Annotated in this window: 12 protein-coding genes; 2 read left to right on the top strand and 10 right to left on the bottom strand. The window is 50.7% G+C overall.

The genetic code is table 11. From position 1 onward, the window contains the following. Positions 1-5 precede the first annotated feature (5 nt). A complete protein-coding gene (locus tag Q0W37_RS06740) occupies positions 6-3,071 on the top strand; it encodes an efflux RND transporter permease subunit (protein ID WP_297699995.1) in 3,066 nt (1,021 codons plus the stop codon). A gap of 27 nt (positions 3,072-3,098) precedes the next feature. On the opposite strand, the gene Q0W37_RS06735 is transcribed toward Q0W37_RS06740, so the two are convergent. Beyond that, on the bottom strand, positions 3,099-3,380 hold the full coding sequence (locus Q0W37_RS06735) for a septum formation initiator family protein (RefSeq protein WP_297699994.1): 282 nt from the start codon (positions 3,378-3,380) through the stop codon (positions 3,099-3,101). 1 nt (position 3,381) lies between these two features. Next, on the bottom strand, positions 3,382-4,296 hold the full coding sequence (gene dprA, locus Q0W37_RS06730) for a DNA-processing protein DprA (protein ID WP_297699992.1): 915 nt from the start codon (positions 4,294-4,296) through the stop codon (positions 3,382-3,384). Here dprA and mazG point away from each other — a divergent pair. Then, on the top strand, positions 4,295-5,101 hold the full coding sequence (gene mazG / locus Q0W37_RS06725; RefSeq protein ID WP_297699990.1) for a nucleoside triphosphate pyrophosphohydrolase: 807 nt from the start codon (positions 4,295-4,297) through the stop codon (positions 5,099-5,101). The genes dprA and mazG overlap by 2 nt on opposite strands. A gap of 484 nt (positions 5,102-5,585) precedes the next feature. Here the strand turns inward: mazG and fusA are convergent, their stop codons facing one another. The 8 genes from fusA to Q0W37_RS06690 form a co-directional block, all read right to left on the bottom strand. Next, on the bottom strand, positions 5,586-7,715 hold the full coding sequence (gene fusA / locus Q0W37_RS06720) for an elongation factor G (RefSeq protein ID WP_297699988.1): 2,130 nt from the start codon (positions 7,713-7,715) through the stop codon (positions 5,586-5,588). 99 nt (positions 7,716-7,814) lie between these two features. Further along, positions 7,815-8,444 (bottom strand): EcsC family protein, encoded by a 630-nt coding sequence (locus Q0W37_RS06715; RefSeq protein ID WP_297699986.1) that lies wholly within the window; start codon positions 8,442-8,444, stop codon positions 7,815-7,817. A gap of 237 nt (positions 8,445-8,681) precedes the next feature. Next, entirely contained in the window at positions 8,682-9,017 is a 336-nt protein-coding gene (locus Q0W37_RS06710; RefSeq protein ID WP_297699984.1) for a hypothetical protein, read from the bottom strand. A gap of 14 nt (positions 9,018-9,031) precedes the next feature. Next, complete coding sequence (gene map / locus Q0W37_RS06705) at positions 9,032-9,793, bottom strand: type I methionyl aminopeptidase (RefSeq protein ID WP_297699982.1); 762 nt, start codon at positions 9,791-9,793, stop codon at positions 9,032-9,034. A gap of 86 nt (positions 9,794-9,879) precedes the next feature. Beyond that, entirely contained in the window at positions 9,880-11,274 is a 1,395-nt protein-coding gene (locus tag Q0W37_RS06700) for a DEAD/DEAH box helicase (protein ID WP_297699980.1), read from the bottom strand. 85 nt (positions 11,275-11,359) lie between these two features. Then, on the bottom strand, positions 11,360-11,830 hold the full coding sequence (locus Q0W37_RS15405; RefSeq protein ID WP_367186250.1) for a DUF6169 family protein: 471 nt from the start codon (positions 11,828-11,830) through the stop codon (positions 11,360-11,362). Between the two features lie 5 nt (positions 11,831-11,835). After that, positions 11,836-11,958, bottom strand: a complete 123-nt coding sequence (locus Q0W37_RS06695) for a hypothetical protein (RefSeq protein WP_297699978.1) — start codon at positions 11,956-11,958, stop codon at positions 11,836-11,838. Positions 11,959-12,132: 174 nt separating this feature from the next. Further along, positions 12,133-13,578 (bottom strand): transglutaminase-like domain-containing protein, encoded by a 1,446-nt coding sequence (locus tag Q0W37_RS06690; RefSeq protein WP_297699976.1) that lies wholly within the window; start codon positions 13,576-13,578, stop codon positions 12,133-12,135. Positions 13,579-13,757: the final 179 nt, after the last annotated feature.

Raw genomic sequence — 13,757 nt, 5'->3', positions numbered from 1 at the left:
GAGCGATGAGTGTTGCTACCCTTTCCGTACGTCGCCCGGTGCTCATGACCGTGATGGCGCTCGTGATTATTTTGCTCGGCGCCTTTGGTGCGTCGAACTTGGGCGTGCGCGAATACCCGAACGTGGACTATCCACTCATTCAGGTGCGAACTTCGTACCCTGGTGCAAACGCTGCCGTGGTCGAAGCCGAAGTCACCGAAATCCTGGAAGCCTCCATCAACAGTGCGTCCGGTATCAAGGCGTTGACCTCTACTAGCCGCGACGGATTCTCTTTCATTAACATTGAATTTGAAACAGGCATGGACCTGGAAGTGGCCGCCAACGAAATCCGCGACCGCGTGAGCCGCGTGCGCCGCAGGCTCCCCGATGACGTCGACGAACCGACGGTGTACAAGTCCGACAGCGACTCCGATCCGATTTTGATGGTGAGTCTCGTGAGCGATAGGCTCGACCCGATGGAGGTTTCTGAACTCGCGAACAACTTTGTCAAGGAACGCTTGCAGACCATCAACGGTGTTTCCGAAGTCGCCATCTGGGGTGAAAAGCGTCCGACGGTGCGCCTGTGGATTGACCCGGTGCGCTTGCAGGCGCTTGGTGTTTCCGGTGCCGAAATGTCGGCCGCTCTCAAGAAGGGTAACCTGGAATTGCCGTCCGGCTCGATCGAAGGGAGCGAAACGACGCTTTCCATCCGTACGCTTGGTCGAATCCTTGATCCGAAATCTTTCGAAAATATAGCGGTGAAGACTGCCGCCGACGGCACCGTGATTCGCATTTCGGACGTGGCTGACATCCATTATGAACCGAAGGATACGCGTACGGGCTTTAGGCGCAACGGCAAGAATTCCATTACGCTTGCGCTGATGGCGCAACCCGGCAGCAACCACGTGGAAATTGCCGATGAATTCTACAAGCGCGTCGAAGATATCCGCCGCGAAATTCCCGAAGGCGTCGATGTGCTTTATGGACGAGATACTTCGGTGAATATCCGCGCCTCTATTAGAGAAGTAGTGGAGACGATTTTTATTGCGTTCCTCCTAGTGATTGCGATTATCTTTGCGTTCCTGCGCGAAGGTCGCACGACACTGATACCGATGGTGGTGGTGCCGGTGTCTGTCATCGGTAGCTTCTTCGTGCTTTATCTGTGCGGGTTCTCGATTAACGTGCTGACCCTGCTTGCGATGGTCCTGGCGATTGGCCTTGTGGTCGATGACGCCATCGTGATTGTCGAAAATATTTACCACAAGATTGAAAAGGGAATGACTCCTAAGCAGGCGGCGGTCGCGGGCACGAATGAAATCTTCTTTGCCGTGATTGCGACTTCGGTGGTGCTGATGGCTGTGTTCGTTCCGGTACTTGCCTTGGGTGGCACGACGGGGCTTCTGTTCCGTGAATTTGTGGCGGTGATGATCGGTACAGTGTTTCTCTCAACGCTTTGTGCTTTGACTCTTTCGCCGATGCTTTGTTCCAAGTTCCTGAGAAAGCAAAAACAGGGGTGGTTCTTCCGCGTGACCGAGCCGTTCTTTGATTGGCTAAATCGCATTTACTCGGTGTTGCTCGGCGGATTCCTTAGACTGCGTATTCTCTTGTTCCCGGTAGTGGCGGCACTTTTAGTGGCGGCTTATTTCTGCTTCAATAACATGAGTAGCGAAATGGCGCCGACCGAAGATTCCAACGCGGTCATGGTGAACCTGAATATGCCCGAAGGTGTCACGCTCACGCGTACCAAGCGTATGGCCGATGCCTTTGCCGAAGAAGTGATCTCGCTTCTGGACAGTAACGAATACTCCGAAATCCAGGCGGGTGCATGGAATGCGGGTAACTCCAGGATGCGCATTACGCTAAATGACGATAAGGAGGCTCGTCGTCCGCAGAGTGAAATCGCCCGAGTGATCCAGCTGCTCGGTAACGAATACCCCGACTTGCGCGTGATGGTGTTTGAACCGCAGAGTATCAGTACGCAGCGTGGCGGACTCCCGGTACAGTTCGTATTGCAGGCTCCGAATATTGAAATACTCCGTACGCTGGTGCCCAAGTTCGAAGAAGAGGCGAGCAAGAGTCCTGTGTTCAGTGTGGTGAATACGAACCTGCGCTTTACCAAGCCGGAACTGCATATCGAAATTCTGCGTGACAAGGCGAATGAAGAGGGCGTGTCGGTGAATGACATTGCCCAGGCAGTGCAGCTTGCGATTAGTGACCAGAGTTATGGTGAATTCTACAAGGACGGCCGCCAGTACGATATCATTGGTGCGGTTGGTTATCAGTACCGCAGCATGCCCGAAAACATTTCGATGCTTACGGTCAAGAATGCGAAGGGCGAACTCGTGAGCCTCGACAACTTTATCCGTTTCAGCGAACAGTCGGCATCGCCGTCGCTGCCGCGTTACAACAGATTCAGTGCCGCGACGATTCAGGCGGGCCTTGTGCCCGGCAAGACGATTGGCGACGGCGTCGAGGAAATGCGCCGCATCGCAAAGCGTCTCCTGAAGGATTATCCGAACGTAAGCACCGCGTTGAGCGGCTCGTCGAAGGAATTCGAGGAAAGCTCCAGTGGCCTCTACATCGTATTCCTCTTGGCACTTGCGCTGGTGTTCCTGGTGCTTGCGGGGCAGTTCGAAAGCTTCCGTGCGCCGTTCGTGATTTTCTTTACGGTGCCGCTCGCCTTGGCGGGTGCGCTCGCTTGCCTGTTCCTTACGGGGCAGACGCTGAACATCTTCAGTGAAATCGCCTTGATTCTACTGATTGCGCTTGTGACGAAGAACGGTATTCTGATTGTGGAATTTGCGAACCAGATTGCGGCGAGTACCGGCTGTAGCAAGCTTGAGGCGGCTCGGATGGCGGCGGAACGCCGCTTCCGCCCAATCCTGATGACGAGCCTTTCGACGGTATTGGGCGCCGTGCCCTTGATTCTCACGGGCACCCCGAGCCGCATTGCGATGGGTATCGCCATCGCCGGTGGACTCACCTTCGCGACGTTCATGACGCTCTTTATTGTGCCTGCGGCCTATAGCTTCTTTGCTGGTAAGGTCAGACTCGATGCCATGAAGAGCACCGACGCCAGCAAAATGGCGTAGAAAGTTCCGAGATACTAGTTTGGCGCCCTATTTCACCATCTGGAAAACGCGCTCGCCTTTGCGACTCATGCCGTAGCGGGTACGGAGCAGCCCTTCCTTGTACAGCGAATCGTTCTTCAGGCGCTCGATTTCGATGTCGCAGGAATCGAGGGCATGCTTCAACGAATCTATTTTCGCCTGGTAAAGTTCGATATCGTGGGAAACCTTGTGTTGCTGCTTTAGGCTATTCTTGCCGAACATGAGCTGGAAACCCACCGACGTTATGGCGAGGACAACCAAGGCAATGAATATCAAAAGGCGTTTATTCAATTTAAGTGATCCCGTTGAAATAGAACTGGTAGTTGTCGCGGGTTTCGACAAGTCCCGCAAGTTCTAACTCTGTTAATATAGCTAAAATGTTGCCAGTCTTAAAGTTACATTCACGTTGCAATTCGGAAAAAGTCTTCCGAAAACCGTTAAATTTCTTGAAAAGTGCGAGTGCATCGGGCGAAAGGGCGCATCCGGAGTCGCCGATTTGCTTCAGGCTTGTTGCGCAAGGTGTGTCCGAGGTGTCGTGAATTTTGGGTATCCCGGCGACCACGCGCAGGCTTTCTGGCAAGAAAATGGGTTTTGCCTTCCCCTGGTCTAGGTAGAAGTTCGGTCCGCTAGCGACCTCGCTGTCAAAATCTCCGGGGACGGCGAGCAGCGGCTTGTTTTCTTGCAGACAGTAGTCCGCTGTTATCAGCGCTCCACCTTTTAATTTACTTTGTACTAAAACTGTTGCGCTGCAAAGCCCGCTGATAATGCGGTTCCTGGCAGGAAAGTTTCCCTTGTAGGCGGGAAAGTCGTTTTCGAATTCAGTGAGAATGCATCCTCCTGTGTCGACAATGCGCTTTGCCAGTTCCCTGCGTTCACCGGGAATAGGTACGTTGAATCCCTGAGCGATAACCGCGATGGTGGAAATTCCGTATTCAAGGGCCGCTTCGTGGCAATAGCTGTCGATGCCCTGAGCAAGTCCCGAGACGACGACCACGTTCGTCCCTTGTAGCGACTTGACGAGCCTTTGGCAGAGTTCCTTGGCGGAGCTGCCCGGGCGTCGCGTGCCGACCATGGCAACGCCTATGGAATCTTTAGGGGGGAGCTGTCCACAACAGAAAAGCTGCTTGGGCTTGAACTTGGATTCTTTGAGGGCGAGCGGAAAATTTTCAGGTTCCACTTCCATAGACTTTCTATCTTTGCGCATCATGAAATACACCTTTCAAGACTTGTTGAATATTATGGCGACTCTCCGTTCTCCCGAGGGCTGCCCCTGGGACCGCGAACAGACGCATCATTCCCTGCTACCGTATCTTGTCGAAGAAGCCCACGAATACATCGATGCGGCGCAAGTGAACGACAAGGCTCACATGGCCGAGGAACTGGGCGATGTCCTGTTCCAGGTGGTGTTCCATTCCCAGGTCGCGAAAGAAAATGGCGATTTCACAATCGACGACGTGGTGCAGGGAATCTGCGAAAAGATGGTCCGGCGTCATCCGCATGTTTTTGGCGATGCGAAAGTTGATAATTCGACCGGCGTGGTCCGCCAGTGGGAACGTATCAAGGCGCAGGAAAAAAACAATATATCAATGGCGGGCAAGTCCGCTATGGACAAAGTAAGCAAGAGCTTGCCGACGCTCGCACGAGCCCAGGAGATTCAGCGCCGAGCAGCCAAGGTAGGGTTTGACTGGGTTGAGGCGGAACCTGTCTTTGACAAGGCTGTAGAAGAATTTAGTGAATTCCGCACCGAAATGCAAGCGGCCTCGCCTGAAAATCGCAACATCGAGCGTATGGAAGACGAATTCGGTGATATCATGTTCAGCCTGGTGAATGTGGCTAGGCATTGCGGCTTTAATGCGGCCTTGGCGCTTGAACGCGCCAACTCCAAGTTTGAACGCCGTTTCCGCAAGGTCGAAAGCATGTGCCGCGAACAGGGCAAGGAAATGAAGGAAGTCGGCCTCGAAGGCCTGCAGGAAATGTGGAAACAGGCGAAGAGGTCGAACTCAAAGTTCTGAATTACTTGGTAGAGCGTCCTGAGCCGTCATCCTGAGCGCAGTGCGAAGCACGGAGTCGAAGGATCTCTAGTAACTACAAGATGGAACATTCCACATTGGAATACGAAAGTTGAAATTTTTTCTCCGCAAGTGAAAATTTTTCGGTATATTAAGTAATGTGCTTCCAGTCCATTCTGGTTTAGCGAAGGGATGCTGGAGCAAATCACGGGGTAGAATAGACCGGAAGCACGCTTGTTTTCTTCTAATTCCACTCGTCCCGCAGGGTAAAACCTGCGGGATTTTTTTGTGGATCCCGTCGCGATTTTCAATCGCTCCAGGATGACCAACTAAAAAATCCCCGGTGCATTGCACCGAGGATTTTAAACTTCAAAGAAGTTTGGCTTAGCTTTTTGTGAGCCACAAGCGACTCGTATTAACGAGTCGTGGTGGCGAGAGAACTGGCTCCAGAGTAAGGACTCTGTTGAGTTTAGCCAGTTCGGTCGTGTTAGGCTCTTGCCTTGGCCTTGTCGCCGTACTTCTTGATGAGTTCGTCCTGAATGTTCTTCGGAACCGGGAGGTACTTGCAGAATTCCATGGTGAATTCAGCCTTACCCTGGGTCATAGAACGCAGGTCAGTAGCGTAGCCGAACATTTCGGACAGCGGGACTTCGGCGGTGATGGTGGTCATGCCGAGTTCTTCGTTCGTACCGGTGATGGTACCACGACGCTGGGAAACGTTACCCACGACAGAGCCCTGGAATTCGGTCGGAGTCTGGATTTCGACCTTCATGATCGGTTCGAGGATCTGAGCGCCAGCCTTTTCGAAAGCTTCGCGGAAGGCCATACGGGCAGCAACCTGGAACGCCATATCAGAGGAGTCGACCGGGTGGTATGCACCATCCTGGACTTCCATTTCGATACCCACGACCGGGAAGCCGATCAAGGAACCAGCTTCCATGCAGCTCTGGAAACCCTTGTCGCAAGACGGGATGTATTCCTTCGGAATACGGCCACCCACGACGGAGTTCACGAAGTTGTAAACCTTTTCCTGGTCGCCTTCGACAGCCATCGGACGCATTTCGCCGACAACCTTAGCGTACTGACCAGAACCACCGGTCTGCTTCTTGTGGGTGTAGTCGAACTTGGCCGGACGGGTAATGGTTTCGCGGTAAGCCACCTGCGGAGCACCGGTCGTCACGTCGCACTTGTATTCGCGGCGCATACGTTCGATGTAAACGTCGAGGTGAAGTTCGCCCATACCCTTGATGATGGTCTGGCCGGATTCCTTGTCGACTTCCACCTGGAACGTCGGGTCTTCCTTGGTGAAGCGGTTCAGAGCCTTGGACATGTTGTCCAGGTCGTCACGGTTCTTGGCTTCGATCACGAGTTCGATCACCGGATTCGGCACGTGCATAGAAGTCATGTTGTAGTGGTTCTTGCCATCGGTAAAGGTCGTACCGGAAGCGCAGTCGATACCGAACAGGGCAACGATGTCGCCTGCACCGGCTTCGGTGATATCCACCATTTCGTCGGCGTGCATACGCACGAGACGGCCCACGGACACCTTCTTGCCGGTGGCCATGTTGGTGATCATGTCGCCCTTCTTGAGGGTACCCTGGTAAATACGGATGTAGGTGAGCTGGCCATAGCGGTCGTTCACGAGCTTGAACGCGTAGCAGACGAGAGGAGCGTTGTCTTCGGACTTCAGCACGACTTCGGCTTCGTTGTTGTCGAGGTCGAGGGCCTTGTTTTCAACTTCGGTCGGGTTCGGGAGGTAGTCGATAACGCCGTCGAGGAGCTTCTGGACACCAACGTTCTTGTGAGCGGAACCCATGAACACCGGGGTCACTTCGAGGTTGATGGTAGCCTTGCGGATGGTGGCCTTGATGAGGTCCTTGTCGATTTCGTCGACGCCATACTGGCCTTCCATAGCCTTTTCCATGATTTCGTCGCTGTAGTCTGCGCAGCAGTCAATCAGCTTTTCACGGTATTCGTTAGCCTGGTCAACGAGTTCGGCCGGGATTTCCTTTTCGATCATGTCGTCGCCGTTAGCGCCTTCGAAGTAGTAGGCCTTCATTTCGACGAGGTCGACCACGCCCTTCAGTTGGTCTTCGAGACCGATAGGAATCTGCATGACGCAGGGCTTGTGGTTGAGCTTTTCCTTGAGCATGACAGCCACGCGGAGCGGGTTTGCACCGGAGCGGTCGCACTTGTTCACGAACACGACGCGCGGCACATGGTAGCGCTTCATCTGGCGGTCAACGGTAATAGACTGGGACTGAACACCTTCCACGCCGGTGAGCACGAGGATAGCACCGTCGAGCACGCGGAGAGAACGTTCCACTTCGATCGTGAAGTCCACGTGCCCCGGGGTATCGATGATGTTGATGGAGTCCTGTTCACCGCTCTTGGTGTGGGTCCAGTTTGCAAACGTGGCTGCAGACTGAATCGTGATGCCGCGTTCGCGTTCAAGTTCCATGGAGTCCATCGTGGCACCGACGCCGTCTTTACCACGAACTTCGTGGATAGCGTGGATACGCTTTGTGAAGTAGAGGATACGTTCGGTAAGGGTGGTCTTACCGGAGTCGATGTGGGCAGAAATACCAATATTTCTGTGCTTTTCAATGTTTTTCATATTTTATTCCACAAATGGAGTTGATGTTTGTTTGAGTTGCGCCCAAAGATAGAAAAAAAAAGCCCCCTTTCAAGGGCTTAACTTTGGAGAGGGGTGGGTTTAGGCCTGAATTTCGGCGTCTTCGACCACCGGTTCCTCGGGGTTATCGGCTAAAGCCTTGAAATAGGCGGCTGCGGTTTTCCCGACTTCATAGGTGTCGTAGAAGGAATAAGCACCGTTTCCGATGGCCCCGATGGCGGGAATGGCTCGGAGGGCAATCTTGCCGAGGAGCTTTGTCGAAATCTTGAGACCTATCTTTTTGAGCAGTACTTCGAGGGCCGCAAGCGAGAGCTTCTGGACCACGATTCGGCTTCCGGTGCGGACGGCGATGTCGCGGACCAGCTGGGCTGCACTGTGGCGGAAAAGACACCAGACCATGGCTTCGCGGCTGAGTTGGGCGAATTTGCCGTAGGTGGCGGCGATATCGGATACGAGCTGCGCCTGGATGCGCCAGATGGCGGCGATGTCGGGAATGGAGGTCAGAACGCCCGTGACACCGGCCGGGACCGAGAGGGTGGCGCTGACGGCGGACGCCTTGATGGCCGCCTGGCGAATCAGTTTATTGATCTTGTCGTCCGAATTTTCGGTGGGGGAGTACAAGGATTCCGGAATGTCCGTAATCAGCTCGAACAGCAGGGTACTCAACTTTTCCTTGATTCTTTCCATCTTTTCGTCTGTGCAATCGCTCATAAAAATCTCCTTACGAGACTAATATATAATATTAGACGAGAGACTAGAGACGAGAGACGAAAGAAAATGCGGAAAAAAGAGTAGACTATTAAATGTGACACGAATGTGTCATCTTGGAGCGTGGTTTGCTTCGACAAGGCTCAGCACAGGCTTAAGCTCACGCTTCGCAAGCTCGCTAACCTTATTAAGGTCCCTGAGCCTGCCGAAGGGCGAAGTCGAAGAATCTCTTGTTGAAACCTAAAAAATAATCTTCGCGAGTCCGCCGGCGAGTCCGGGGAGGGTGTAGCGGAGAGTCTTGTCGCCGAGCCAGTATGAAAGGGCCTGGTCGATCCATTCGCGTTCGCTGGTAATCTTGCGGATGACGATGTCGGTGCCTGTATCGGTGTCGTCGAAGTAATAGTAGCCGCGGAACTTGATCGGGAAAATCTCGCCGTGCAAAAGGACGCTCACGTCGGCGGTGCCGTTGTCCGAATCAATGGACACGGACTGGACATCGCCGAAACGCTTGACCAGTTCGTGATTCTTGACAAAGGCTTCAACCGCCTTATTGCGTAAATTCCCGAGTAGAGACATCTCGCGTATCTCTTCTAACGCGGCAGCGTCAAAATTTCGATTCCGTTCTTCGTGCGGGCAATGGTGTGTTCCCACTGGGCGCTCAAAGAGCCGTCGCGGGTTACAGCGGTCCATCCGTCAGCGAGCGTCTTGGTGCCCGGACGGCCCACGTTGATCATGGGTTCTACGGTGAACACGTTGCCAACTTCGATAAACTGCTTGAGTACGTTGTTGCGGAAATGATACAGGGTCGGTTCTTCGTGGAAACCACGACCGATTCCGTGACCGCAGTAATCTTCGACCACGCTGAAGCCGTGCTCGTCGGCAATGTCCTGAATGGCGTTACCGATGTCGTAGTAGCGGGCGCCGTCTTCGCCAGCGGCGCGGATGCCTTCTTCCATGCAGAACTTGGCGGTGTCCACGAGTTCTTGGGCGAGGTTGCTCACGCGGCCGACGCAGAACATGGCCGAGGTATCGCCATGGTAGCCGGAGAGAATCGTCGTGATGTCGATGTTTACGATGTCACCGTCTTTCAAGATGGTGTTTGCGCTCGGGATGCCGTGGCACACGACTTCGTTAATGCTGATGCAGGCGTAACGCGGGTAACCGTGGTAGCCCATGCAGGCGGAAATACCCTTGTGCTTGCGGGTATAGTCGCCGATGAATTCGTCGATTTCGAGGGTGGAGACGCCGGGTTTGCACATTTCGCCCGCGCGGATCAGCGTTTCGGCAGCGAGAGCGCCGGCGTCGCGGATCAGTTCGATTTCTTTTGCAGATTTAATCTTAATCTTAGCCATTTGAAGTTTTGAGCTCGCGCTTCGCGCTTTGAGGTATGAGGTCGCTCGCGTTGCTCACTTTGAGGTTAATTCCTACTGTTTACTGTTTACTTTTTCCATGCGTAGCGGTCAACGAGGTAGGCGAGCAGCATCTGGTCTTCTTCGGTGCCGTTTGCGAGTTCCTTTACCAAGGGAATCACGCGGCTGATGCGTTCGCGGGCCTTTTGACCCCCAAAGTGATTGCGTTCGCGTTCGAGCTTTTCGCGCACACGTTCGCTCACCTTTTTCGAGATTTCTTCGTTTGTCGGAATTTCCATCTTGATGAAGTTGATGCCGAAGTCGGCGGCGGTCTGCTTCATGTCGATTTCTTCGACCGGCGTAATCAGCGAAATGCAAAGTCCGCTGCGGCCCGCACGGGCGGTACGTCCGCTACGGTGCACATACACTTCGTGGTCGTCGGGGTGGTCGTACACAATCACGTGTGTCACGTGGTCCACGTCAATACCGCGGGCAGCCACGTCGGTGCAGATGAGAATGCGGAGCTTCTTGTCGCGGAAGGCGTTCAAGGTCTTTTCGCGCATGCTCTGGGCCACGTCGCCACTCAAGGCGCCTACGTTGAATCCGTAGCCCGAAAGCACCTGTTCCAGGTAGCTTACGTCGCTCTTCTTGTTGCAGAAAATCATGCAGCTTTCAGGATTGTAGTATTCCAGCACCTTGATGGTCATGGAATCCTTGTCCATCACGTCGCAGGGGTACCAGCGGTGTTCCAGGTTGTTCGCGATCACCTTGTCGTAGCTGAGCGACAGGAATTCGGCGCTTGGACGCTGGAATTCGCGAGCGAGGCTCTTCACCGTCTGCGGAATGGTGGCGCTGAACATGGTGCAGGCAATCTGCTTGGGCAAGTAGCGGCGAATCTTCTGCATGTCGGGGTAGAAACCCATCGAGAGCATTTCGTCGGCTTCGTCCAGAATCAAGTCGCGGATGTCGAGGAAATCCACGTTGCCGCGCTGCACATGGTCCATCAGGCGACCCGGAGTCGCCACGATGATATGCACGCCGTTCTTGAGGGCCTTCAGCTGCGGCTCGTAGCTCACGCCACCAAAAATGGCGACAGAGCGGATGCCTGTGCCGGCAGAAAGTTTCTCAATTTCGTCTTGAACCTGCAAGCAGAGTTCGCGGGTTGGCACCAAAATCAGTGCCTGCGGAAAAACGTGGTCGCGTACAATCACCTGCAAAAGCGGGAGAACGTAGGCGCCGGTCTTTCCCGAACCGGTCTTGGACTGCACCAGCATATCGCGGGCGGCCAACATATAAGGAATCGTCTTGCGCTGCACCGGCATCAGGTCGGTCCAGCCATGCTGAGCGAGAACAGCCTTCTGTTCTTCGGGCAGCATGTCAAAAGTGTAATCGGGGAGCTTGTGTTCGGGCTCGATAATCTTAACGGGAGTCAGAAACGGATTAACTTTCTCTTCTTTCTTTTCTTCTTTTACTTCTTCGCTCATAATGCGAGCAAATTTAGAAAAATTCGGAGTTCGGAGTTCGAAATTCTGAATTGAATTGCGTCAAGAAAGCATTGATTGTAGTGTCTTATTCGGGCTCATTGGCTAGCTTGATGAATGTATCGAAGGCTTCGACAATAGAATTAGTATTTCCGTAAGATTTTCGAAGGATTAAGAACGAATAGGATTCTGTTTCGTCGAAAACGATTTCGCGAGATTCTATAAAGAAATCCTTTTTCCCGAAATTTTCAAACCATGATTTGAATAGGCGATTCCTTGCTTTTCCTTTTTTGTCTGTAGAAGTGTCGATGAATGCGACTAGGGCACAATCGAATCTGTCCAAGAAATTTTTTATGATACTGACGATTGTATCGCGAGTCTTAGTCCCGTATAATTCGTTTGTATGAAAAGAATTTTGTAGCCTATAGATATCTACACAGTAAATGGGGAAAAACGATTCGAAAATGTTAGTCAAATCGCTAAACTCGACAGAAACTTTGTTTCGAGTTTCCGTTTCGAAGGAAAAGACGTTTCCGTCTTCGATGATGGGGTATATCACAAAAACTACTTTGCGGAGGCAAAGCCTTTTAAAGTGCCGTTCGCCTGGAAATATTCAGCCTTTTTTTTCTTTTCGGCAAGAATATTCTTAACGAGTTTCTTGGCTTCTGTGGGAGTGAATTGCTTCATATTCGTTCGTCTCCATTGTTGAATATAATAAAATGTTGGTTCAAAGGCAATATGCAAAGAATGTGCCAAAGAAAAAAATGGCGATTTTGAACTAAAATCGCCATAGTAAAAGAATAGATACCGATTAATCAGTGATTAATCACCGATTAATCGGTGATCAAAAGGTCGAGATTTTTAGGGAATGTTGTTCGGGTTGATACCGTAGTCTCGAAGGATATAGATTGGTATGTTAATGACGAAATCTGTATTGTAGCTTCCATCGCCTAATGGATCGTAATATTTATTGATTCCTGCAATTCTAGCGTCGTAGTAAGTTGCTTTTTCATTACCAATCATTGTTGTTTCTATGACTTCGAAATCTTCATATACAGGATTGTCTTTGGGTTCCTTGAGCCAACCAACGAATGCATGGCCAGGAATAAACATAAGTGATGTAAAATATCCAAGATTTTCCAAAACTGAGGCGAACAGAACTGCTGTCTCAATACATATACCCTGTTTTTTTCGAAGAGTTTCTACAGGATAATTGATTCTTTGACCTATGCTACCGGCACCAGTGCTTTCAACATATTTGATATGTCGCGATTGAAGAACTTCAAAAATAGCTTTTGTTACACGGTAGGTACTATTGCTTAACGATGTGTCAATAGCGTATATTTGATAAACGAGAATTTCTTTGTTTGGAAGTTTTTGTGCAACTTCATTGACAATATTTATTATGGAATCTGCCATAGGGGTAACCCAAACTCCATATAAAAGGTATTGAGTATTGGGATAAACCTGAAATAGAGACTCTAATCCGAAAACTTGCATCGGGTGTATTGTTGTTGGTCTGGATTCCGAATGAAATAATATTTGACTGTCTTTCTCAAGAGCAAAAACTTTAACTTCACGATTGACTTTCTTTGCTGAAGTAAGTGAAATCAATGCATTATCGTTGAATATTAAATTTGGAGAAAGAATTATTGAATCGTTTGGTGGAACAATACCTGTAATGGTTGCTGTATCTGCAAAGCTTGGAATCCATGTTTTTACCATTATTTTTTTTTGATTGCATGGAGTTGTATCTTTACAAGTGTTGGTAATGACAATCGGAAAAGGCGTTTGAATGGTGACAGAGTCTCCATTATCGTCAGGAAAAGTGAAATCTTTATACATTACAGCGTAATGATTTGCGAAAGCTCCATAGATATTTTCAACACCCTCTATTTCAAAACCTTCTGCTCTTGCAATCAACGTATTTGTAACACTTTGGTTGTTTTCTGCATTTCCGGTATGGGAGGCGTTAATACTATCTTTAATTGACTTTTTTACGTCATCCTTGATTGCGTTGGCAATCGAATCAATGTTGACAGCTGTGTTCTGTTCGTTCGATTTAGAAGCAGAATCTGCATTAGATGCTTTATTTAGACTATCCTTAGTGGATTTTATTACTTCGTCTTTGATAGCGTTGGCAATTGAATCTGTATTAACCGCTGTATTCGGTTCATTCGCAGTCACGCCCGTGATATTATTGCTTTCATCTTGGCTGGAACAAGCGTTCAAAACAAAGACTATAGAAATTGAGACGAAGGTAAGAAAAAACTTAAGATATATCCGTTCTATGGTTCTGTTTGCCATGATAGCCTCCATCTGTTGAAAATTTGGTCGTTTTTCAACTACAAGAATAAGAGCGAACTCTAAAATTATGTCACTGTAAAAATAATTTAAAAACTCGCCCTGTGAATAAGGCTTGGAATAAAAATTTCTGTTGAATGTGAAAAATGCCTGTTTTTAATGAATTTTGCGGATTTAATATA

It is taken from the genome of uncultured Fibrobacter sp. (genome assembly GCF_947166265.1).
Classification (GTDB): Bacteria; Fibrobacterota; Fibrobacteria; order Fibrobacterales; family Fibrobacteraceae; genus Fibrobacter.
This window is presented reverse-complemented; position numbering and strand designations above follow the sequence as displayed.